At 64.5% G+C, this 22,630-nt stretch carries 21 protein-coding genes; 12 read left to right on the top strand and 9 right to left on the bottom strand.

Features of this window, described 5'->3' with window-relative positions; all coding sequences use genetic code 11:
- Positions 1-11: 11 nt before the first annotated feature.
- Positions 12-230, bottom strand: a complete 219-nt coding sequence (locus I2H31_RS06815; RefSeq protein ID WP_046242767.1) for a PspC domain-containing protein — start codon at positions 228-230, stop codon at positions 12-14.
- A 182-nt stretch (positions 231-412) separates the two neighbouring features.
- Between I2H31_RS06815 and I2H31_RS06820 the strand changes: the two genes are divergently transcribed.
- The 4 genes from I2H31_RS06820 to I2H31_RS06835 all read left to right on the top strand — a co-directional run bounded on the left by I2H31_RS06820 (position 413) and on the right by I2H31_RS06835 (position 5,360).
- A complete protein-coding gene (locus I2H31_RS06820) occupies positions 413-2,203 on the top strand; it encodes a tetratricopeptide repeat protein (protein ID WP_196292241.1) in 1,791 nt (596 codons plus the stop codon).
- Between the two features lie 72 nt (positions 2,204-2,275).
- Positions 2,276-3,259 (top strand): pyruvate dehydrogenase complex E1 component subunit beta, encoded by a 984-nt coding sequence (locus tag I2H31_RS06825; RefSeq protein ID WP_196292242.1) that lies wholly within the window; start codon positions 2,276-2,278, stop codon positions 3,257-3,259.
- 218 nt (positions 3,260-3,477) lie between these two features.
- On the top strand, positions 3,478-4,644 hold the full coding sequence (locus I2H31_RS06830) for an RsiV family protein (protein ID WP_196292243.1): 1,167 nt from the start codon (positions 3,478-3,480) through the stop codon (positions 4,642-4,644).
- Positions 4,645-4,802: 158 nt separating this feature from the next.
- Positions 4,803-5,360, top strand: coding sequence for a DinB family protein (locus I2H31_RS06835; RefSeq protein WP_196292244.1), 558 nt, complete (start codon positions 4,803-4,805; stop codon positions 5,358-5,360).
- On the opposite strand, the gene I2H31_RS06840 is transcribed toward I2H31_RS06835, so the two are convergent.
- Positions 5,357-5,791, bottom strand: coding sequence for a thioesterase family protein (locus tag I2H31_RS06840; protein WP_230687515.1), 435 nt, complete (start codon positions 5,789-5,791; stop codon positions 5,357-5,359). The genes I2H31_RS06835 and I2H31_RS06840 overlap by 4 nt on opposite strands.
- Positions 5,792-5,797: 6 nt before the next feature.
- Entirely contained in the window at positions 5,798-6,550 is a 753-nt protein-coding gene (locus tag I2H31_RS06845; protein ID WP_196292245.1) for a class I SAM-dependent methyltransferase, read from the bottom strand.
- A 137-nt stretch (positions 6,551-6,687) separates the two neighbouring features.
- On the opposite strand from I2H31_RS06845, the gene I2H31_RS06850 reads away from it, so the two are divergent.
- A complete protein-coding gene (locus tag I2H31_RS06850; RefSeq protein ID WP_196292246.1) occupies positions 6,688-6,861 on the top strand; it encodes a DUF2256 domain-containing protein in 174 nt (57 codons plus the stop codon).
- An 82-nt stretch (positions 6,862-6,943) separates the two neighbouring features.
- Positions 6,944-7,252: a hypothetical protein gene (locus tag I2H31_RS06855; RefSeq protein WP_196292247.1), complete on the top strand. Its 309-nt coding sequence runs from the start codon at positions 6,944-6,946 to the stop codon at positions 7,250-7,252.
- A gap of 89 nt (positions 7,253-7,341) precedes the next feature.
- On the opposite strand, the gene I2H31_RS06860 is transcribed toward I2H31_RS06855, so the two are convergent.
- From I2H31_RS06860 to ffh, 3 genes are all read right to left on the bottom strand, one after another.
- A complete protein-coding gene (locus I2H31_RS06860; RefSeq protein WP_196292248.1) occupies positions 7,342-8,175 on the bottom strand; it encodes a molybdopterin-dependent oxidoreductase in 834 nt (277 codons plus the stop codon).
- 15 nt (positions 8,176-8,190) lie between these two features.
- Positions 8,191-8,916: a cytochrome b/b6 domain-containing protein gene (locus I2H31_RS06865; RefSeq protein WP_196292249.1), complete on the bottom strand. Its 726-nt coding sequence runs from the start codon at positions 8,914-8,916 to the stop codon at positions 8,191-8,193.
- A gap of 351 nt (positions 8,917-9,267) precedes the next feature.
- Positions 9,268-10,635, bottom strand: a complete 1,368-nt coding sequence (gene ffh, locus I2H31_RS06870) for a signal recognition particle protein (RefSeq protein WP_196292250.1) — start codon at positions 10,633-10,635, stop codon at positions 9,268-9,270.
- Between the two features lie 154 nt (positions 10,636-10,789).
- Between ffh and I2H31_RS06875 the strand changes: the two genes are divergently transcribed.
- Positions 10,790-12,100 (top strand): glycosyltransferase family 4 protein, encoded by a 1,311-nt coding sequence (locus tag I2H31_RS06875; protein ID WP_317192191.1) that lies wholly within the window; start codon positions 10,790-10,792, stop codon positions 12,098-12,100.
- A 39-nt stretch (positions 12,101-12,139) separates the two neighbouring features.
- A complete protein-coding gene (locus I2H31_RS06880) occupies positions 12,140-13,846 on the top strand; it encodes a DUF6044 family protein (protein ID WP_196292251.1) in 1,707 nt (568 codons plus the stop codon).
- A 6-nt stretch (positions 13,847-13,852) separates the two neighbouring features.
- Here the strand turns inward: I2H31_RS06880 and I2H31_RS06885 are convergent, their stop codons facing one another.
- Together I2H31_RS06885 and I2H31_RS06890 are read right to left on the bottom strand one after the other, a co-directional pair.
- The gene (locus I2H31_RS06885; RefSeq protein ID WP_196292252.1) at positions 13,853-14,785 is read right to left on the bottom strand and encodes a hypothetical protein; all 933 of its coding nucleotides are present in this window, start codon (positions 14,783-14,785) and stop codon (positions 13,853-13,855) included.
- Positions 14,782-16,254, bottom strand: a complete 1,473-nt coding sequence (locus tag I2H31_RS06890; RefSeq protein WP_196292253.1) for an MBOAT family O-acyltransferase — start codon at positions 16,252-16,254, stop codon at positions 14,782-14,784. Before I2H31_RS06890 ends, I2H31_RS06885 begins: the two co-directional genes overlap by 4 nt.
- Before the next feature lie 184 nt (positions 16,255-16,438).
- Here I2H31_RS06890 and pseB point away from each other — a divergent pair, with 184 nt between their 5' ends.
- Complete coding sequence (gene pseB / locus I2H31_RS06895; protein WP_196292254.1) at positions 16,439-17,458, top strand: UDP-N-acetylglucosamine 4,6-dehydratase (inverting); 1,020 nt, start codon at positions 16,439-16,441, stop codon at positions 17,456-17,458.
- A gap of 3 nt (positions 17,459-17,461) precedes the next feature.
- On the opposite strand, the gene I2H31_RS06900 is transcribed toward pseB, so the two are convergent.
- The gene (locus I2H31_RS06900; protein ID WP_196292255.1) at positions 17,462-19,582 is read right to left on the bottom strand and encodes a T9SS type B sorting domain-containing protein; all 2,121 of its coding nucleotides are present in this window, start codon (positions 19,580-19,582) and stop codon (positions 17,462-17,464) included.
- A gap of 177 nt (positions 19,583-19,759) precedes the next feature.
- On the opposite strand from I2H31_RS06900, the gene pseC reads away from it, so the two are divergent.
- The 3 genes from pseC to I2H31_RS06915 are packed head-to-tail and all read left to right on the top strand — an operon-like array spanning position 19,760 to position 22,630.
- Positions 19,760-20,938, top strand: a complete 1,179-nt coding sequence (gene pseC, locus I2H31_RS06905) for a UDP-4-amino-4,6-dideoxy-N-acetyl-beta-L-altrosamine transaminase (RefSeq protein ID WP_196292256.1) — start codon at positions 19,760-19,762, stop codon at positions 20,936-20,938.
- The gene (locus I2H31_RS06910; protein WP_196292257.1) at positions 20,928-21,842 is read left to right on the top strand and encodes an aldo/keto reductase; all 915 of its coding nucleotides are present in this window, start codon (positions 20,928-20,930) and stop codon (positions 21,840-21,842) included. Before pseC ends, I2H31_RS06910 begins: the two co-directional genes overlap by 11 nt.
- On the top strand, positions 21,824-22,630 hold the full coding sequence (locus I2H31_RS06915; protein WP_230687517.1) for an SDR family oxidoreductase: 807 nt from the start codon (positions 21,824-21,826) through the stop codon (positions 22,628-22,630). The genes I2H31_RS06910 and I2H31_RS06915 overlap by 19 nt, the downstream gene beginning before the upstream one ends.

Genomic DNA, 22,630 nt, shown 5'->3' on the forward strand with positions numbered 1-22,630 from the left:
GGAGGGCCTGCCTACAAGTCCCACACGGTGCTGCGCTGCTGGCGCATGGCCCTGCGCACGTTCATCCAAAAAGCCCCCGCGAAATAGAGCACAATGGGCGAACCAAACGTGAAAAACGAGGCGTACACGAACGACAGCCGCACGCTACGCGTGCTGAACCCCCACTTCTGGGCCAGGGCCGAACACAACCCAAACGATTGGGTTTCGAGGTAGTCGGTGAAGCGTTTCATGGGCGGTAGGGACTGGCGAAATACGGATTGTCTGGGCTAAGATAGGGCTTCGGCGGCGCGGGGGCAAGCCCGGCCGTGTAATTTCGCCCATTCCCGTTTGACTAATTTTGGGTCTTTTACGTTGAAAGGGCAGGTTTTCGTTTCCCCGTTGCACCATCTTGATGAGTAAATTTTTGCGGCCAATGGCCCACGGGCTGCTGGCGGCCCCGCTGTTGCTCTCGGCCTGCGCCCTGCCGCGCGTGCTGAAGCAGGCCGAAGCCGGGCGCACCGTGGCGGCCCGCCCCACCCCGCTGCTGGCCTCGGGCGAGGCCGTCCCGTTTGAGGTAACAGCCCGCGTGCCGGCCAGCCACCTGCACAAAGGCGTGGCCTACGAGCTGCTGCTGCGCTACCGCTACGAGCACGGCCTGCGCGAAGACACCCTCGGCCGCCTCACCTTCGCGGTGGGCAATTTTGTGTACGACGACGAGCACAAGGGCCAGCTGGTGGCCACCCAGAAGTTCAGCATTCCCAACACGCCCGGCCGCAACCCCGGCGAGCTGCTGGCCCGTGGCCAGGTGCGCGAGCTGAAGAAAAACGGCAAAGTGCTGCGCGCCAACGCCGACCTGCTGGTGGCCCGCGGCATCGCCGACCCCGCCCGCCTCGTCACCCGCGAAGACACCGTGCTGACGCTGCTGCCCGAGCACGCCAGCAATACCATGAGCGGCACCCGCGTGCTGCCCTTCTACTTCGATGAGGACAAGTGGTTTATCCGCGGCTACCTGGGCACCAACGTGCAGGCCCTGGAAGACCTCATCGACGCCAACCAGCACACCCGGCAGGTGCTCATCATTGCCGGCCACTCGCCCGACTCGACCGACGCCCACAACCGGGCCCTGGCCAGCAAGCGCGTGCGCATGCTGCTGTACTACTACAAGCAGCGGGTGAAAACCTTCTCGTACCTCAATAAGAACGAGAACATTCGCTACGACACCCTGGCCTACGTACGCAAGTGGGACACTTTCCTGGGCAAGGTCACGTCCTCGGCCCTCAAGCCTGAGCAGATGGATTCGGTGGTGTCCATCATCAACGACACGAAGGGCACGTTCGAGCAGAAAGAAAAGGCCCTGCACCAGCTTTCCTACTTCGACTACATCGAGCAGTACATCTACCCGGTGCTGCGCTTCGGCACCGTGGCCGTGACCTACACTGCCCCCAAGCGCTACGATTCGGAAGTGTACCTGCTGTCGAAGAAAATAGTGGAAAAGCAGGTCGAAGCCGATGCCCTTACGCCCGAGGAGTTGCGCTACTCGGCCACGCTCACGCCCCTGCTGGCCGAAAAGCAGCGCATCTACGAAGTGGCCGCCGCCAACAACCCCAACAGCTGGGAAGCCTTCCACAACCTGGGCGTGGTGCTGCTGCAGCGCGGCGAAAAGGAGCCCACTCCCAAAACCCAGAAAGCGTATTACCACCGCGCGGCCGTCAATTTCACGCTGGCGGCCCACCGCAACCCCACGGCCGAGTTCTTCTACCACGCCGCCACGGCCTACCACCGGGCCGGCGACCGCCTCGAAGCCCTGCAGAACTACGATTACGCCATCAAGCTGGGCGGCCCGCGCCCGCTGCTGCGCAAGGTGTTCTCCGACCGCGCGGCGCTGGAAATTGAAGTGGGCCAGCCCGATGAGGCCCTGCGCAGCCTGCAATACGCCGGTCCCTCCTACCAGAACGCCCTTAACAAAGGCCTGATTCTGGTGGGGCGCGAGGGCTACGACCTGGCCCTGGAGCAGTACCGCCTCGCCCAAACCCTGCGCCCCGCAGCCGCCGCGCCCGTCTACGGCATGGCCGTGGTGGCCGCCCGCCAGAAAAACGAGGCCGAAATGGGCCAACTGCTCAAACAAGCTGTAGCCCTGGACCGTGCCTACGCCCAGCGCGCCGTGGAAGACCTGGAGTTTCAGGATTATGCCCAGGGCAAGGTATTTCGGGAGTCGTTGAAGTAGTTTTTGCCCGGGCGCCGGGGCCGTCGTAGCTTTGTCAGACGGCATTGGGCCGTTTTTTACTTAGCTGAACAGATGCGTCAAATTCAATTTCGTGAGGCCTTGCGCGAGGCCCTGTCCGAGGAAATGCGCCGCGACCCGCGGGTGTTCCTCATGGGCGAAGAAGTGGCCCAGTACAACGGTGCCTACAAAGTGAGCCAGGGCATGCTCGATGAATTCGGGCCCGAGCGGGTGATTGATACCCCGATTGCCGAACTGGGTTTTGCCGGCATCGGCGTGGGCGCCGCCGCCAACGGCCTGATTCCGGTCATCGAGTTCATGACCTTCAACTTCTCGCTGGTGGCCATCGACCAGGTAATTAACTCGGCCGCCAAGCTGTATTCCATGTCGGGCGGCCAGTACTCCTGCCCCATCGTGTTCCGCGGCCCGACGGGCAACGCCGGCATGCTCAGCAGCCAGCACTCGCAGAACTTTGAGAACTGGTACGCCAACACGCCCGGCCTGAAAGTGGTGGTGCCCTCGAACCCCTACGACGCCAAGGGCTTGCTGAAATCGGCCATCCGCGACCCCGACCCGGTCATTTTCATGGAGTCGGAGCTGATGTATGGTGACAAGGGCGAAGTGCCCGAAGAAGAGTACCTGCTTGAAATTGGCAAGGCCAACGTGGTGCGCCAGGGCCAGCACGTGACGCTGGTGAGCTTCGGCAAAATGATGAAAATTGCCTACGCCGCCGCCGATGAGCTGGCCAAGGAAGGCATCGAAGCCGAAGTCATCGACCTGCGCTCGGTGCGGCCGATTGACTACGACACCCTCGTGGCCTCGGTGAAGAAAACCAACCGCATGGTGGTCATCGAAGAAGCCTGGCCGCTGGCCAGCATCTCCAGCGAGCTGGCCTACATCGTGCAGCGCCGCGCCTTCGATTTCCTCGACGCGCCCGTCATCCGCATCACCTGCGCCGACGTGCCGCTGCCCTACGCGCCTACCCTCATCGAAGCCTCGCTGCCCAACGTGGCCCGCGTGGTGAAAGCCGTGAAGGAAGTGACCTACGCCAAAGCCTAAGCAATTCTTAAGTCTTGCTCTCAAAAAAGCCTGCCCCAGCGCAGGCTTTTTTATTGCTCACAGGCGTGGGAATGTCCATTTACGTTATGCACGCTGCTTCCCCTTTTCGCTCAACCCGAACGTTGACCTGCTTTTGGGCTGCGTTGCTCGTCGGTGGGTGCCTGCCGGCGCTGAGTGGCTGCGACTCACGCCCCAGCCAAGCGCCGGGGGCTACCTCTGTGCCGGCTCCAGACAGCACCCAGCGGCCTCAAGCCGATACTGCAACGACTACCGCACCGCCCGCCTCAGCGGCCGAACCGGCGCCGGCGCCCATCAAGCTCCGGGTTGAGGACGGCAAACCGCCCTACCGCCTGCTGCCCGGGAGCACTACAACGTATCGACGCTACGTGGGGCGGCTGGGAGCGCGGCCGGTGGTGATGGAAATATGCATGGGCAGCGAATACGCCGACCAACGCGAGCCCCAGCTTTTTGGCAGGTGCTACGACGCCCGCAGTGGAAAAACGATGGCGTTTTCGCACCCGGATTTTAATCTGCGTCGTCCCCTGCGCCTGCAACTGTATTCCGAAACCGACTCGGCTGAGCACTGGCAGATGCGGCAGCCGCTGGGCCCCTGGCTGACGGGCACCGTGACGACCGCCGGCCAGCCCGCCCGCCGCTTCACGCTCCGCGAAGACTATCGCGGGGCGGTGCCGCTGGCCATCCGTTCGGCCACCATGTATGGGCGGCCGGTGGTGGCCGAGCTTGGCGACCGGGGCACGCCGGGCCAGTTCACGGGCAGCTATTACCGGAAATACGTGCAGCTGTTGGGAAGCGCTGCTCAGCGGCCCGAGCTGCAGCGCGCCCTGCCCAGCCGCCCGGCGCAGGTGCGGGCCCAGCTGCGGCAGGCGTTTGAGGAAGGCGAGGCCGGCATCTGCAACATCGAGGATTACGGCTTTGGCCTGGACCTGAACGACTACGACATCTTGAGCTACAGCAAGGCCGTGAGCGACTTCATGGCCGGGTCCGCTCACCCGCTAAACCTGTTCGAGTCATTCAGCTGCGACCTGCGCACCGGCCGGCGCATCACGCTGGCCAGCTTGTTGCGGCCCGGCCGCGAGCCGGCCCTGCGGCGCCTGGCCCTGCGCTACATGAACAGTAGGTATCGTACAGACATCGAGGAATGGAACAACGACCCGCAAGCTCCCGCCGAACTGTTGGAATCCGTGGACCTGGAAGAATCTTTCGGCCTCACGCCCGAAGGCCTGCTGCTGGATGCCAACATTGGCCCGCACGTCATGGGCTCCACCACCATTATTATTTCCTACGCGGCCCTGCGCCCCTTGCTGCGCCCGCGCACGCCGCTCAATCGGGTGCTCGTGGCGCGTGGGCTGGCGCCGGTGCAGTAGCCACATCGGCAGAAAAGTGGGGCTAGTGTTTTTGCTTTGACGCTTAGTATTTCCTGCCTCTCAAAGAGGCCTTTGCCGCAGTGAGTGCGCCGCTTCGCCTACCCAACCCGAAAGTTCTCGTACCTTCTGCCCTCTCCCACCCCTCAATCTTCATTTTCATGAACCACCGGCTGCACCTCAAATTTGAACAACTGGAGCGCGCCACCGAGCGCCTGCTGGCCACGGCCGAAGCGCTGGGCGCCGACGCCGGCACGGCACCGGCGCCCGGGCACTGGTCGGCTACGCAGGTGGTGCACCACTTGCTTTTCATCGAAGGCAACATTCTGCAGTACATCCAGAAAAAGCTGCACGCCGAGGAAATGCTGCCCAAAGTGAGCTTGTTCACGCGGCTGCGGGCCCGCTTCGTGCGCCTGCTGTTGCGGCTGCCGGGCTTCAAATACAAGGCGCCGCGCGGCGTGGCCACCATCACCGACGCCGGTAATCTGCCCACGCTGCCCGAGCTGCGCCGCACCTGGGAAGCCACGCGCCGCGGGCTGGAGCGCCTGCTCAACGAGTTTCCGGGCCGGCTGATGAACCGCGCCATTTTCCCGCACCCGCGCTCGGGGCGCATCACCATCAGTCAGGTCATGGAGTTTCTGCTCGACCACCTGTTGCACCACCAGCAGCAGCTGGGGCGCATCACCAAAGTTCTGCGGCCGGCGCCGGCCGCGGCCTAGCCCTTGGGGGCCGGGGCTTCGTAGCGCGGCATCGAGGCGAAGGCCGCGGCCAGCTCGGCGGGCGGCACGGTGAGCTTGCGGCGGTCGAGGTCGAGCCAGGCGCCGTCCACGGCCACGGTGGCGGCCAGGCGGCCATCGGCTTTGAAAATGCGGTGCACGATGCTCCAGCGCGAGCCGTCTTCGTTGACGGCGGCCAGCTGGCTGTCGACGCGGATTTCTTCGCCGATGTGCACTTCTTTCAGGAATTTGGTTTCTTCCCGAAACAGAATGGGGCCGATGCGCAGTTCGCCGAAGCGCTTGATGTCGAAGCCCCATTGCGAGAGGAGCACCACGCGCTGGTCGGCGGCAAAATCGGCGTAGGCGGAGTGGCGCATGTGGCCGTTGGGGTCCATGTCGGCCCAGCGGGTGCGGTAGGTAATGGCGTTGTCCAAAGTGAGTTAGTTGATTTGAGGAGATGAAACGCCTTGCGGCGTCAGGCGCACGAGGTATTGTTCGTTGTCGTCTTCGCCAATGAAATCGGCCGTGTAGCCGGCGGCTTCGGCGGCGTCGTTGAGCAGGGCCGCGTCGATGAAGAGCCACGGGAAGGGCTCGCCGTCTTGGCCCTTGTAGCTCAGGGTGTACTGCACTTCGCCGTAGTACGGGCCGTTGAGGTTGATGCGCAGGGCGCCGTCTTCGTCCTCGTACAGGTAGCGGACGTCGGAGGAAGTGGCCAGAATCTGGCCGTCGGGCGCCAACAGGGTTTTGGCGTGGGCCAGGAACTTGTCGAGGCCTTCGAGCGTGCCCGTCAGCCCGAGGCCGTTCATGAGCAGCAGAATGGTGTCGTAGGGCAGCTCAGCGGGCGCCCGAGGCGCAAACAAGTCGTGGCGCGCCACCTCCCGCACGCCGCGCTCGGTCATCACCTGCGCGGCGCCAGCCGAGACGTCCACGGCTTTCACGTCGAAGCCGCGGCTTTGCAACTCCAGGCTGTGGCAGCCGGCGCCGGCGCCGAGGTCGAGCACGCGGCCGCGGCTTTCGTCGAGGGCCTGGCGTTCCAGCTCGGGCATCTGGAGCACGGTGCGGAAGAAGTAGGCGGCGGGCAGGGGCTCGTCGTCGGCCGCGCTGCAGTGCACCGTGACGGTGGCGCTGGCCTGGCCGCGGTGGTAGTCGAGCAGGGCGTGGCCCAGAATGTCGGGAGCAGAGGTGGTGGTCATACAGAAGAAATGGCCCGGTAGCGGCCGCGGCGCCGAAACCGTCGCCGGGTGCCTTACGGCTTTGGCGCCGAAAAGTACCCAAAACTTCGCGGGCGTGCCGGGCGTTTGATTGGCATTCGCCCGTATTTCCCCGCCCCATGCTTCCCGCCAAACTGCGCAAAGGCCAGCTGCCCACCAAAATCTGCCTCACCTGCGGCCGGCCCTTCGAGTACCGAAAAAAGTGGCGCAACAGTTGGGCCGAGGTGAAATACTGCGGCGAAAAGTGCCAGCGCAACCGGCCCGCCAGCGGCCCCCACGCTCCGGCTGCCTGAGCCGCCAGCGGCTACGGCTGTATCTTTTGGGCCCATTGGCCCGTTTTTGCTCCCAACCCTGTCCTTATCAAGCTTCCCCTTCATGGCTTCCAACCTCGATTACCTTGACCCTGCCCTCGTTCCGCTGGAAGAAAAAGTGGATGCGTACCTGGAAACCGAAAAAGCCCTACAGCGCGCCCTCGTGGCGCAGAAAGCCAACCCGCCGGGCGAACCCGCCCAGAACCCGGAGCAGCTCCGCCAGAACCTAACCCGCATGGAGCAGGAAATCATCGCCATGCTGCCCACGCGCGACGAATGGCTGAAAGTGAACCTCGGCTACGGCCCCAGCCGCGTGGGCGCCTGGCACGTGCCCGGCACTCCCGAGCGCTACGAGTTGCGGATAGTGCACTAGACACTGCACTTCATGAAAAATGAGGAATGAAGAATTAGCCCAACGACAATTCTTCATTCCTCATTCTCAATTCCTCATCAAGCAAAGCGTCAGTGCCCCGAGTCCCAGTCGTAGCCCAGCTCGGCCCAGTAGTCGCGCGGGCGGGCGTCGGCGAAGGCGATGGTGCCGATGCGCTTGAGATGCTTGATGCCGTATTTGAGCGGGGTGACGAGGCGGAGCGGCGCGCCGTGCTCGGGCGTGAGGGGCTGGCCGTTCATTTCGTAGCACAGCAGCGTTTGCGGGTGCAGGGCGCTGGCCATGTCGAGGCCCACATAATAGAGGCCGTCGGGCGTTTCAATGCCCACGTAGGGTGCCAGGTCGGCCGACGGGTTTTGCGGGTCGGCTGGACGGCCGGCGCGGGACGCCAGCGGGTGTTTCGCCAAAAAATCGGACAGCCGTGCGCCGGCCCAGTGCACCACAATGCTCCAGCCTTCGATGCACTTGAGCTCGGTGGTCATCTCGATTTTGGGCAGGGTCTGGACGTCGGCCAAGGTGAATTCCTGAAGTGTATTGGAGCCGTAGGCCTGCACGCGCAGGCGCCAGGCGGCCGGGTCCAACTCTGATTCCAGGCCCACGTCGCCGTTCACGCGGGGCCGGCGGGCGCGGCTGCGGGCAAACTCCGGCGCAAGGCGCGTTTCCTTGAAATAAGCGCCGCTGAGGCGGCCGTTGGCATCGAGCACCTTGCGCAGGGGGCGCGGAATGCCCTGCTCGGTGGGCTGAGAAATGAGCCAGTTCCAGCCGGCCAGGCCCGCCAGGCCCGCCAGCCCGAGGCCAATAAACGAGCGGCGCGAGCGGCGCCGGGCTTCGGCCAGCACTTCGGCTTCGGGACGCAGGGGCTCCTGGGGGTTCCCGGCCGGAGCCGGAACGGGCGTTTCTTCAGTCATGGCTGCTGCGGGCAATTATTTGGCAGAAAGAGAAGCATCGGCGGCCGGCAAGGCCGTGGGGCCGGCCGTGACTTCGTGCGTGGCGGGATTGACTTCCACCACCTCGAAGCCGGCCACCATGGCCCGGAAGTTGTTCCAGCCGGCGCGCACCACCTGAGCAATGTGCAAGACGAAAAACAGCACGTAGCCGATGGTGAGGGCAAAATGGATGATGCGGGCAAACTCATACCCGCCCAGCAGCTGCGTGAGCCAGCCGAACTGCACCGGCTTGTAAATGGCCAGCCCCGTGAGCAGCGAGCCCAGCCCCATCAGAATCACGCTGGTGTATGCAATCTGCTGGGCGCCGTTGAACTTGCGCACCGGCGGGTGCTGCTTGCGCAGGCCCAGGTCGAAAAGCGTGACCTGGATGGCTTCTTTGAAGGAATGGCGGGTGGGCAGCAATGCGCGCCACTCGCCCGAAAACAGCGTGTAGAGCACGTAGAGCAAGCCGTTGAGGAAGAACACCCACATCAACACAAAGTGCCAGCTCATGCCCTGGGCCAGCTTGTGGTCGAGGTGAAAAGCCTGGTAGAATGAGTTGGGAAAGAATTTGAGCAGTGTGGTCTTGCCCCAGCCGAGGCGGTACACGTCGTTGGCCCAGTAAATCCACATCCCGCTCCAAATCATCAGGCTCAGGACGGGGAAGTTGACCCAGTGAAACCAACGAATGGCCAGCGGGTGCTTTTCAACGAGTTGCTTCATAAACGACGCGGCGGCAAAAATTAGCAGGCGCAAGGTACACCCTACTACCGGCCAGCCTTCGAACTCATCAGACGCCGCCTCCGGCCCGGCCTTACACACCAGGCAATAAAAAAAGAGGCGTCCCAAAGGGGCGCCTCTTTCCATACCAAAACACCTTAAAAAACTATTCTTTCACGATGATGCTAACAAGAATTGCTCCAAAAGATTCCGGCGCTTATAGTTTTCTTGGTAAGTCACTTGAAATTTGTGATTTAACCCAACTATTTTCCTTTTCAATTCAATTGCTAACATAAAAAAGCCCGGACTTTGGTCCGGGCTTTTTTGTTGCTTCAGGGCGAAGGGCCTGCCGGCCTAGCGGCCCATCATGCCGCCGCCACCGCCGCGCATGCCGCCCATCATCTTCTGCATCTGGGCCAGGCCGCCTTTGGTCTGGCTGAGCTTGTTCATTTTGCGCATCATCTGGCGCATCTGGTCGAACTGTTTCATCAGGTCGTTCACCTGCTGCAGCTCCGTGCCCGAGCCTTTGGCCAGGCGGCGCTTGCGCGAGGCGTTCAGCAGGTCGGGGTTGGCGCGCTCCTGCTTGGTCATGCTCCGGATGATGGCCTCAACGGGCTTGAAGGCGTCGTCGTCGATTTCGACGTCCTTCATGGCCTTGCTCATGCCCGGAATCATGCCCATCAAATCCTTGATGTTGCCCATCTTCTTGATTTGCTCAAGCTGGCCGAGGAAGTCGTTGAAGTCGAACTGGTTTTTGCGGATTTTCTTCTCGATGCGCTTGGCTTCGTCCTCGTCGAACTGCTGCTGCGCGCGCTCTACCAGCGAAATCACGTCGCCCATGCCCAAGATGCGCTGGGCCATGCGGTCGGGGTAGAACAGGTCGAGCGCGTCCATCTTCTCACCGGTCGAGATGAACTTGATGGGCTTCTCCACCACCGCACGAATCGAGAGGGCCGCGCCGCCGCGCGAGTCGCCGTCGAGCTTGGTGAGCACCACGCCGTCGAAATTGAGGCGGTCGTTGAAGGTTTTGGCGGTGTTCACGGCGTCCTGGCCGGTCATGGAGTCCACCACAAACAGCGTTTCGCTGGGGTTGATGGCCGACTTCACGGCCTCAATTTCGCGCATCATCTGCTCGTCCACGGCCAGGCGGCCGGCGGTGTCGATGATGACCACCTTCTTGCCGTTTTTGCGGGCGTAGTCGATGGCGTTGCGCGAGATTTCAACCGGGTTTTTGTTCTCGACTTCCGAGTACACTTCCACGCCGATTTGCTCGCCCAGTACTTTCAGCTGGTCGATAGCGGCCGGGCGGTACACGTCGCAGGCCACCAGCAAGGTATTGCGGCCCTGGCGCTTCACGTAGCTGGCCAGCTTGCCGGCGAAGGTGGTTTTGCCCGAGCCCTGCAGGCCCGAGAGCAGAATCACGGCTGGGTCGCCCTTAATGACGATGTCCTTCTTCTCGCCGCCCATGAGCTCGGTGAGCTCATCGTAGACGATTTTGACCATGAGCTGGCCCGGCGACACGGCCGTGAGCACGTCGCGGCCCATGGCGGCGTCCTTAATCTTGTCGGTTACTTCTTTGGCAACCTTGTAGTTAACGTCGGCATCGACCAGCGCGCGGCGGATTTCCTTGATGGTGGCCGCGACGTTGATTTCCGAGATGCTGCCCTGCCCTTTGAGGGTTTTGATGGCCCGGTCGAGCTTATTGGAGAGATTATCAAACATGAATCGCTGAGTTGAGCGGGAGGTAGGGAGAGGTCAGCTGGAAGCGGGCGAGCCCCGCAAAACCAGTCAGTTATTGAACCCCAAAAGTAACCACAAAAGGCCGAAAACCGGCAAAGCGTGTACCTTCGCGGCCCGCTTGCCCTCCCCCGTTCCCGTGCCCGCCACCCGTCCGCTGCGCCTGCTCGTCATCACCTATTATTGGCCGCCTTCGGGCGGGGCCGGCGTGCAGCGCTGCCTCAAGTTTGTGAAGCACCTGGGCCAGTTCGGCGTGGAGCCCACCGTGATAACCGTGGACCCCGCCCAGGCCACCTACCCCGTGCGCGACGAAAGCCTGCTGGCCGAAGTGCCGCCGGCCGTGCGGGTCATCCGCACCAAGACCTCGGAGCCTTTCGAGAGCTACAAGAAGCTGACGGGCCGCGCCGTGCCCTACGGCGGCTTCGCCAACGAGGGCAAGCCCGGCCTGATGCAAAAGGCCCTGCGCTTTGTGCGCGGCAACCTGTTCATTCCGGACCCGCGGCGCGGCTGGAACCGTCACGCGCTAGCTGCCGTGGAGCAATTACTAGCCGCCGGCGAACGGTTCGACGCCGTGCTTACGTCCTCGCCGCCACATTCCACCCAGCTTATTGGCCTGGAGCTGAAAAAGCGCCACGGCCTGCGCTGGCTGGCCGACATGCGCGACCCCTGGACGGATATTTATTATTACAAAGACTTGCATCACACACCGTTGGCATCCTGGCTCGATGCGCGCTACGAGCGGCAGGTGCTCACGCAGGCCGACACCGTGCTGGTGACTTCGCCTGAAACCAAGCGGCTGTTTATGGCCAAGCTGCCGGAGCTGCCGTCGGGCAAGTTTCAGGTGCTGCCCAATGGCTATGACGAGTCGGACTTCCGGCAGCCTTCGCAGCCGCCTGCCGACTGCTTACGCATCACGCACACCGGCACCATCACGGAGCTCTATAACATTGAATGCCTGCTGGAAGCCGTGGCCGAGTGCGCCCAGCACCACCCCGACGTGCCGCTGCGGCTGCGGTTTGTGGGGCAGGTGTCGGCCCAACTGCGCGGGCAGATTGCGCGGGCCGGGCTGCTGAACAACACGGAGTTTATTGCCTTCGTGCCGCACGATAAATCGGTGGAATACCTGCTCAGCGCCTCGGTGCTGCTGATGGCCATTCCGGACGTGCCGCGCAATTTTGGCATTCTGCCGGGCAAGATATTTGAGTACCTGGCGGCGAATAAGCCCATTTTGTGCGTGGGACCGGCCGGCTCCGATGCCGATAACCTCCTGCAGGAATGCGACGCCGGCCAGGCCCTGCCCTACCGCAACTCGGCGCTTATGTTCAGCACATTGGAAGATTTGGTGGCGCAGTGGCGCATCAGTCCCAACCTCGACTTGCCGGCCGTGAGCCACCACCGCTACTCCCGCCGGGCCCTGACGGCGCGACTGGCTGAAATTGCCGCCAGCTAACCTTTCCGACGACGCGCTATGAAAAGCGGCAGCCTTTTTTTGCGGCCTCTGAGCCTGGCATTGCTTGGGCTGTGCCTGTTTTTGGTACCGTTTCTGTTGTTGCGCAGCCACAGCTTCATCACCATTCACGACAACCTCGACACGGAAATCGGCAGCCCCTACCTGCTGAATAAGTTCCGCGTGGTGTTCGACTACCGGCCCGCCGCGGTCATTCCGAGCATCATGAACGGGCTGCCGCGCAACGCCCTGCGTTCGGGCCTGAACCCGACGGTGTGGTTGTTTGGAGCGTTTTCGCCGTGGGCCGCCTACCTGGTTAATCAGGCGTTGGTGCGGCTGCTGGGGCTCCTGGGCATGTGGGCGCTGCTGCGGCGCCGCTGGCTGCCGGGGCCGCGGCGGCGCGGGCTGGCGGCCGGGCTGGCGCTGGCCTGGGCCACGCTGCCCATTTATTCCATTTACGGGCTTACGGTTCTAGGGCAGCCGGCTCTGCTACTGGCGGTGCTGCGCCTGCGCGAAGGGCGGGGGCGCTGGTGGGACTGGCTGCTGGTGGCGTCGTTTCCCGTGTGGTCGTTTTTTGTGTTCGTGGGGCCCTTCCTGGGCGGCGCGATGGCCGGGCTGGCGCTCTACGATGCCTGGCACGGGCAGCGGGCGGCAGCGCTGCGGGTAGGCGCCGCCACGGCCCTGCTGGGGCTGGTGTACGTGGTGGTGGAATGGCCACTGTTTTACTCCCTGCTCGTGGCGCAGCAGTTCGTGTCGCACCGCGTGGAGCATGACCTGCTGCGGACGGTGCCGCGCGGACTAGGTGCGGGCCTGCGCTCGGCGACTAACTTCCTGGTGCTGGGGCAGTACCATTCCAGCCAGTTTTTCCGTGGGGCCATGGCGCTGGCGGTGCTGGCGGCCCTGGCCTGGGCGCCGGGCGGCTGGCGAGCCGCGGCGCGGCGGCTGGCGCCCTGGCTGCTGGGCATGGTGGCGGTGGCGGTTTTTTGCGGCTTTGTGCTGCAAGGGGTGGCGTTGGTGCAGCACCGGCTGCCGCTGCTGCACGCCTTCAACCTCACGCGGCTGGGATTTTTGCTGCCGCTGGCCAGCTTCGGCGTGCTGGCGCTGAGCCTGCGGCTGCTGCCGCCGCGGCGGCACGTGGCGGCCGGGCTGCTGGTGGCGGCCCAACTTGCCATCGGCCTGCTCATGAATGCGGAGTGGACCAACAACCTCCGGGAACTGGCCGGGCGTCCGAAAAAGCATCAGCCCAATTACGCGGCTTACGTAGCTAAACCCCTGTTTGACAGCATCAAGACTTATTTGAGCAAGCGCACAGGCGGGCCGCCCAGCAGCTACCGCGTGGGCTGCCTGGGCTTTGCGCCAGCCGTGGCCCAGCTCAACGATTTCTACACCCTCGACAGCAACCAGAACAGCTACCCGCTGAGCTACAAGCACCAGTTCCGGCCGCTGATTGCGGGCGAGTTGGCCAAAGACGCGGCCCTGCGCACTTACTTCGATGCCTGGGCCAACCGCTGCTTCTTTTTCTCGCACGAGCTGGGCCGCGACTTTCTCGTGCCAGCCACGCCCGTACGCACCGTCCAGGATTGGGCGCTGGATGCCGCGGCATTTCAGCACCTCGGCGGGCGCTTCATTTTCAGCGCGGCGCGGCTGGCCCACCCCGCCCGCAGCGGCCTGCGTTTCGTGGCCGATTTTACCAACCCGGATGCCTACTGGCACATTTACGTGTACGAAGTGGCCGGGCCATTGCGCTAGCCGCCGTTAGCGCGTCAGTTGCCGGGCCAGGTCCTGGGCCAGGCGCTGGCTGAACGGCCCGCTGGCTTCGCGCTGCAAATGGTTGCCGTCGGTGGTGGCGTAGGGCTCGCGGCTGTAGTCGAGGTAGGGCACCGCCGCTTGCGTGGCCACTTGGCGCATCAGGCCATCAAAACCGGGCTGATAATCGTTTTCCAGCGCCAGCAGCGGCGAGCCCACCGGCAGGCGCACCAGCACCACCTGGCCGTGCTTTTGCAGGAACTGAATGGTTTGCCGCAGGGCTTCCAGGCGGCCGGCCGAGAGGTGCTGGCGGGCGGCCAAGAGGCGGTAGTCCTGCAGCTTGCGGGCGGTGCGGGCCTGCACCTGGGCGCTGTCGGTGCCGATGTTGACTTCCAGCCAGCCATCGGGGTGCAGGCGCTCGGTGGCGGTGGCGTAGTCGAGCAGCAGGCGGTAGAGCGGCTTGGTTTGATAGGCGGTGAGGTAGGCGAAGTTGGGATTTTGGCTGACCTGATGGAGCTGACCGATGAACGACTGGTCTTCGGGATAAACGCCTTCCGGCCCGCTGAGCGACAGCGACCACGGGTCGACGGCCACGACGAACAGGCCGTTTTTCACCTCCGGCCGCAGCTTGCGCCCGATGCTGCGCAGGTAGGCCGGGCCGTAGGGCGAGTGCGTGAGCGTGAAGGAATAGTTGAGCAACGGCCCTGCAAACCGCGCCCCCAGCGCACCCGCCAGCACCGTCGGCTGAATGCCCTGCGCGGCCCGCGAAGTCCCCAAAACCAAGGAGCCCGCCGGCGGACTCGCAAACCGCCCGTAGAAAGCATCGACCTGCCCCCGCAGCACCACCGGCGCCAGCGCCAAAGCGCCCAGCAGGGCCGCGCCGGCCAGCAACCCCAGCCGCCCCAGCAGCTTCCAAACCGCGTAAGGTTGAGGCGTTTTCAAAACTGAAAATAGATAAAGGACGTGCTGTTGAACACGCCCAGGTACAGTATCAGCAGGGCCAGGCCCACGTAGCCCGCCCAGCGCCCGGCCGCCGGCCGGGCCGAAACCCAGGCTTGCAGGCTGCGCGCCCGGCCAACATATTCGAGCCCCAGCATGACCACCACGCTGAAGGCGGCCACGGCCAGTTCGGGGCGGTAGTGCTGCGAAAATTCGAGCAACAGCGTGGCCGTCCCCCGGCCGCCCAGCCCGCTCCACCCGCTCAGCAGGTGCTGGCTGATAAAAATGGCATCGGTAAAGCTGTTGGCCCGGAAGAAAATCCAGGCATAGGCCACCAGCCCGAACGTGAGCAGTCTGCCGCCGGCCCGGCGCAGGCGCGGGTGCGCGGCCAGCCCCATGAGCCGGGCCAACCGGTCCTTCAGCGGCCGTGCCCAGGTGCTGAGCACCAGATACAAACCGTGCAGGCCGCCCCAGGCCAGAAACGTCCAGTTGGCCCCGTGCCAGAGGCCGCTGATGAGGAACACGGCCAGCAAATTGCCGTAGGCGCGGGCGGGCCGCACCCGGCTGCCGCCCAGCGGGATGTACACGTAATCCCGAAACCAGCTGGAAAGCGAAATGTGCCAGCGCCGCCAGAACTCCGGCACCGAGGCCGACAGGTAGGGCTGCCGGAAATTGAGGTTGAAATCGAACCCCAGCACGCGGGCCGCGCCGCGCGCCATGTCGGTGTAGCCGGAAAAATCGCCGTAAATCTGGAAGGTGAAGGCCAGCGTGGCCAGCAGCAGCAGCGGCCCCTCGGGGTGCTGGCGCGGGTTGTTGAACACCGGGTTGACGAGCAGGGCCAGGCGGTCGGCCACCACCACTTTCTTGAACAAGCCCCAGGCCATGAGCCGCAGCCCGCTCACCACGCGGGCGTAGTCAAACGTGTGCACCCGCCGGAACTGCGGCAGCATGTGCCCCCCGCGCTCGATAGGGCCCGCCACGAGCTGCGGAAAAAAGGCCACGAACAAGGCAAACCGACCGAAATTCCGCTCGGCCTCCAGCCGGCCCTGGTACACGTCGATGATGTAGCCGACGGACTGAAACGTGTAGAACGACACGCCCACCGGCAGCAGCAAGCCCAACGTGGGCCCGGCCGCGTGCGGCAGGTGCAAGGCCTCGGCCAGCTGCAGCACGGTGTCGCGAAAAAAATTGAAGTACTTGAAAACGAACAGCGTGCCCAGGTTGCTGGCCAGGCTGAGGTAGAGCCAGGGCCGCCGCGCCGGCTTGGTGGGCAGCTGGCTCATGCGGTAGCCGCTGTAGTAGTCCAGCAGCGTGGTGGCCAGCAGCAAGAGCGCATACACGGCCCGCCAGCTCATGTAGAAATAGTAGCTGGCCAGCAGCAGCAGCGGCCCGCGCCAGCGCGGCGGCAGGCCAAAATACAGCCCGACAACCAGCGGGAAAAAGACCAGAAAATGGAGGGAATTGAATAGCATTCTAACCGCGGCAGACCACTCCGCCGGCCAAAGGTCGGGATTGTAGCGTGGACTCTGCGAGTCCGCGCATGGCGGTTTTGTTTGGTGCAGGTGCGGTCTTGCTTCGTGCAAACGCGAACTCGCAGAGTCCACGCTACAATCCTGCCGACTACTTTTGTCCTCCTGTTTCGGATTCCTTCATTTCATGGCTCTCGACCTCAACCACAAATCCATCCTCGTCACGGGGGGCACCGGCTCGTTCGGCAAGCAGTTCGTGCGCACCGTTTTCGAACAATTTCCGCTGGTGAAGCGGCTCGTGGTCTTCTCGCGCGACGAACTGAAGCAGTACGAAATGAGCCAGGAATTTAGCCCGGCCAAGTACCCGGCCATCCGCTACTTCATCGGCGACGTGCGCGACCCCCAGCGCCTGCACCGCGCCTGCGAAGGCATCGACATCGTGATTCACGCCGCCGCCCTCAAGCAGGTGCCCGCCGCCGAATACAACCCGATGGAGTGCATCAAAACCAACATTTTCGGGGCCGAAAACGTCATCAACGCCGCCCTCGACTCGGGCGTGAAGGACGTGGTGGCCCTGAGCACCGACAAAGCCGCCGCGCCCATCAACCTCTACGGCGCCACCAAGCTGTGCTCGGACAAGCTCTTCGTGGCGGCCAACAACATGAAGGGGGCCCGCGACTTACGCTTTTCGGTGGTGCGCTACGGCAACGTCATCGGCTCGCGGGGTTCGGTGGTGCCCTTCTTTTTGCAGGAGCGGCACAAGGGCGTGCTGCCCATCACCCACCCCGACATGACGCGCTTCAACATCTCGCTCGAAGAGGGCGTGGACCTCGTGCTGTACGCGCTGGAGCACGCCTGGGGCGGCGAGATTTTTGTGCCCAAAATCCCGAGCTACAAAATCACGGAAGTGGCCCGCGCCATCGGGCCCGAGTGCGAGCAGCGCATCGTGGGCATCCGGCCCGGCGAGAAGCTGCACGAGGCCATGATAACCGAAACCGACGCCCTGAGCACCGTGGAACTGGACCGCTACTACGTCATCCTGCCCTCGATGCCGACCTGGGACGTGGAGAAATTCATCGCGAATTTCCACGGCAAGCGCGTGCCGCTGGGCTTTCAGTACGACTCGGCCAACAACGAGGAGTGGCTGGACGCCGAGCAGATTCGCGAGGAAATCCGCCTGCACGTCGACGCTGATTTCGTGGCCTAGCCACTAGCGGCGCACTTCCAGCCAGCCTTTGAGCTGCTGCCCGGAGGCAGATTTGGTCAATAAGTAATAATAAGAACCGTCCGGCTGGCCCTGAGCCGTCCAGGAATTGTCGTAAGCGGCTTGCGAAAAAACTTCGCGGCCCCAGCGGTTAAAGACCCGCAGCGCCCAGTCGGGCGCGTGCAGTCCTTGCAGCACGAAGGCCTCGTTCTGGTCATCGCCGTTGGGGGTGATGATGTTGGGCACCACCACGGCGCAGCCCGCGTCCGCCACGTTGATTTCGTCGTAGCTGCTGCAGCCGTTGCGCATGACTTCCACCCGGTAGGTTCCGGGCACGGTCACGGCCAGTGTGGGCTGGGTAGAGCCGTCCGGCCAGCGGTATTGCGTGCCGGCGGGCTGCGCGCTCGGGCGCAGCACCAGGGTGGTGCCCTGGCACATGGCGGTGTCGGGGCCGAGGCGGACGCTGGGCCGGGCTACGTACTCGATGCGCACGGAATCCTGCACCGAGCAGCCCTGGGGCGAGGTCACCGAGACGCGGTAGGTGCCGGGCGCGGTCACGGTCACGGCCGGCCCGGTGAAGCCGGATTGCCAGCGGTACGTAGCGCCGCCCGGCTGCGCGGCCGACAGCGTCGGCGTCTCGCCCTGGCACACCTGCTGCACTTTGGGGCCCAGCTGCACCACGGGCCGGGCGTGCACCAGCACCGTGCGGGTGGTCGTGAACGGCCCCGCCCCGTTGGGCGACACCACGCTCAGCGTCACCTGAAACTGCCCGGCGCGGCTGAAGACGTGCGTGGCGGCCAGGCCCGTCGCGGCATTGGCCGGCCCCGAGCCCGGGTCGCCGAAGTCCCAGCTCACGCTGCCCACGCGCCCGAGCGGGGCCGCCGTGGCGGCAAAAGCCACCGGGGTGCCTTCGCACTCATCGGCGGCCGTGATGCGTAGCGCGGGCACGGGGTACGCGTTGGGGAAATTGGGCAGCCCGCCCATCAAGGTACGGCCCATGGGCAAGGAATTGGGCCGGTAGCCGCAGGCCGTGCCCAGGGCGTTGGGGGCGGTAATGACGTACAGGCTGTTGCGCCCCCACACGCTCATGTAAATTTTATTATCGGGCCCCAGCAGCATGGCGCCCAGCTGCGCATCGTCGGAGCCCAGGAGCTGGGCCGAGTTCAGGATGGCCGTCGGCGACCCGGCCAACAGGTTGTACTGAAACAGCCTGCGGGCAAACCCGGAATTGACGTACAGGCGGGAATTGTCGGGCGAGAACTCCAGCCCATAGGCACGGCCGCCGCTGTTGGGGAGCAGGGGCAGGCTGACGGGGTTGGCAACCACGCCCGTGGCCGGGTCGAAATCGAACAGTTCCAGGGGCAGGTTTTCGGCCGCCACGGCTATGCGGCGCCCGTCGGCGGAAAAGCGCATGTACCCTATCGAGTTATTGACGCCCCCGGCAGTAGCGGAACTGGTGTGCACCGTTCCCACCCGGCTGACCACCGGCGTAAGGCCAAGGCCGGCTTCGGTGAGCGGAAAGCTATAAAAAGCGTCGCTTTGCCACCCGTGCACCACAATCCAGTAGTCGTAGCCGTTGGCGTGGCGAATGGCCGCCAGCTTTTCGGTAACGGGGCTACTGAGCGTGGGCGTGGGCATGCGCACGCCCTTTACCGCCGTGGCATTTCCCAGCCCTCCGTTCAGGCGCATGTCCACGATGGTGTGGCGCAGGCCGCCGACGAGAGATTGCTCGACGGCGTCGAGGGCGAAGACGTGAAACAGGTCGGTGCTGCCGGGGTCGGGCACAATCAGGGCGCCCTGCGTGGCCGACTGGTGGCCGCCCAGGCCGGTGGCCATCACGTTGTCGTTGCGGTTCCAAAGCGTTTCGCCGTTGGTGTAGAACAACGGATTGCCCCGCGGGTCAGAGGCCGCCGAACAGGCCTCGTTCGACGCGATGGAGCTGATGAGCACCACGGGACTGCCCGTGCGAAAGCTCAGCCCCGACCCGCTGCCAAAGTACCAGTTGCTGGTTTCGAGCTGGCAATAGGCCGGCCGCGCGTCCAGCAGCAAGCCCCACAGCAACAGCGGGACGAGCACGGCCCGGAAAGACACGGCCCCGGCCAACGGAGCACGAAACAAAGCAAGCATACGGCGCAGCACAAACGAAAAAGACTGGTAGACCAACAAACTTACGGCCGCCCGCGCGGAGTCCAATTGTCGCCGCCGTAGCAGCGTCTTCTTGGCCCAGCGCGCCTACCTTTGCCGGGAGGAAGCACCACGCCGGTTGCCGCGGCGCTTCCTTCCGGCTTTTAGCGCAAGTTCTCCGTGGTTCCTACCCGCCCCCTCCCCTACGGCCGCCAGCACATCACCGAGGCCGACGTGGCCGCCGTCACGGCCGCCCTGCACGCCGACTACCTCACCCAGGGGCCCACCGTGGCCGAGTTTGAAAAGCAGTTTGCCGCCTACGTGGGCGCCCGCTACGCCGTGGCCGTGGCCAACGGCACGGCCGCCCTGCACCTGTGCGCCCTGGCCCTGAACGTGCAGCCCGGCCAGCGCGTCATCACCACGCCGCTCACCTTCGCGGCTTCGGCCAACTGCGTGCGCTACTGCGGCGGCGAAGTCCATTTTGCCGACATCGACCCGGCCACGGGGTTGATTGATTTGGCGAAAGTGCGGGCGTTGCTCGAAACGCATTCTAACGGCTATTTCACGGGCCTGATTCCGGTGGATTTTGCCGGGCTGGCCGTGAACCTGGAAGAAGCGCGCCGGCTGGCCGATGAGTTTGGCCTCTGGATAATCGAGGATGCCTGCCACGCGCCGGGCGGCTTTTTTGTTGATTCCAAAGGCCAGGAGCAGCGCTGCGGCAATGGCCAGTTTGCCGAGTTGGCCATTTTCAGCTTCCACCCGGTGAAGCACATTGCCACCGGCGAAGGCGGCATGATTACCACCAACTCCGAGCAGTTGTTCCACCACTTGCTGCGGCTGCGCACCCACGGCATTACCCGCGACCCGGCCGACCTCCGGCGCGAGCCCGACGGCGGCTGGTACATGGAAATGCAGGAGCTCGGCTACAACTACCGCCTGCCCGATTTTAACTGCGCTCTGGGCCTGAGCCAGCTCGCCCGCGCCGACGAAGGCCTGGCCCGCCGCCGCCAGCTGGCCGCCCATTACGATGCCGCTTTCGCCCAGGTGCCCGGGGTGACGGTGCTGGCCCCCGGCCGGCCCGGCCACGCCTACCACCTCTACGTCATCGAAGTAGCCGACCGCAAAGGCCTGTACGACTTCCTGAAAACCCGGCAGATTTTCGCCCAGGTGCACTACATTCCGGTGCACCGCATGCCGTATTACGAAGGCCTGGGCTGGCAGGCCGGCGACTTCCCGCTGGTGGAAGAATACTACGCGCACTGCCTCAGCATCCCGCTTTTTCCCACGCTGACCGACGAGGAGCAGGCCTACGTGGTGGCCTGCATCACTGAGTTTGTGACTGCTGAAAATGCCGGCTAGCGTCGCCCTTACAGCAGCTGATTTCGTGGGACGGCTGGCGCTGGGCACGGCGCAGCTCGGGCTCGATTACGGCATCAACAACACCGCCGGGCGGCCCCCCGACGCCACCGTGCACGAGGTGCTGAGCACGGCCCAGGCCGCCGGCATCTCCCTGCTCGACACCGCCGCCGCCTACGGCGACAGCGAAGCCCGCCTGGGCCAGTGGCTGAGCCGGCACTATCCGTCGGGCTCGCTTTTCCAAGTGGTGACCAAAGTGGCGGCGGGCCCGGCCGCCCAGGTGCAGCAGCAGCTGCGGGAGTCGCTGGGGCGGCTGCGGCAGCCGGCGGTGTATGGGGTGATGTTTCACAGCTTCAGCGCTTTTCGGGAGCAGCCCGGTGGCTGGGCGGCCTTGCAGGAAGCCCGGCACGGCAGGCTGGCTCAACGCATTGGGGTCTCGCTTTACCATCCGCAGGAAGCGGTTTGGCTCTTGGAAGAAGGGCTTGACGTGGACCTGGTGCAGGTGCCGTACAACGTGCTCGACCAGCGGTTTGGCCCGCTGCTGCCGGAGCTGGCGCGGCGCGGCGTGGAAGTGCACGTGCGCTCGGCGTTTCTGCAAGGGTTGTTGCTGCGCGAACCGGCCACTTTGCCCGCTTTTTTTGCCCCGCTGGCCCCCAAGCTGACTCGGCTTCAGCGCCTGGCTCAAACGGCCGACGTGCCGCTGCCCGCGCTGCTGCTGCAGTTTGCCGCGTGTGCGCCCGGCGTGAGCCGGGCCGTGGTCGGCGTGGACTCAGCGGCCAATCTGCGCGAAAACCTGGCCGCGGCTACGCACTTGATTGCCGCCGAACAGCGTCGGCCGGAACTGCAGGAGCTGGCCGAAAAAACCGACGACTTCATTCTCCCCTACACATGGCCGCCCCGCTCCTAGCCGATTATTCGCAGTTGTTCAACCTGTCGGGCCGCCTGATTCTGGTGACCGGCGGCTACGGGCACCTGGGCCGGGCCGTGGTGCTGGGCCTGCTGGCGCACGGCGCCCGGGTGGTGGTGCTGGCCCGCCACGAATCCAGCTTCGCGGAGCAGTTTGCGGCCGAAATTCCCGCCGGCCACCTGCACTTCCAGTCCTGCGACGTGGCTGCTACGCCTTCGGTGCAGGCCGCCCTCCGCGCCGTTCGTGAGCGGCACGGCTTGCCGCACGTGCTCATCAACAACGCCGTGTACAGTGCCGGCCAGCAGCCCGATGCCCTGACCGATGAGCAGTTTGCCCTCGGCCTCGACGGCTCGGCGGGCAGCGCCTACCGCTGCCTGCGCGAAGTGCTGCCCTACCTGCGCGAAAACGGCGGCGGCAAAATCATCAACGTGGCGTCGATGTACGGCGTGGTGGCGCCCGATTTCGCCGCTTATGAGGAGTACCCCAGATTTCTGAACCCGCCCCACTACGGCGCGGCCAAAGCCGCTGTCATCCAGCTCACCAAATACTTTGCGTCCTATCTCGGGCCGGAGAATATTCAGGTGAACTGCGTGTCGCCGGGCCCCTTTCCCAGCGAAGGCGTGCAGGCCGAAAGCGGTTTTGTGGCCGAGCTGCGGCAGCGCAACCCGTTGGGGCGCATCGGCCAGCCCGCCGACCTGGCGGGTGCCTTTGTGTACTTGAGCGCCGCAGCTTCCGATTTTGTGACCGGCCACAACCTGGTGGTGGACGGCGGCTGGACCATTCGCTAA

The sequence above is a fragment of the Hymenobacter ruricola genome (assembly GCF_015694525.1).
Lineage (GTDB): Bacteria > Bacteroidota > Bacteroidia > Cytophagales > Hymenobacteraceae > Hymenobacter > Hymenobacter ruricola.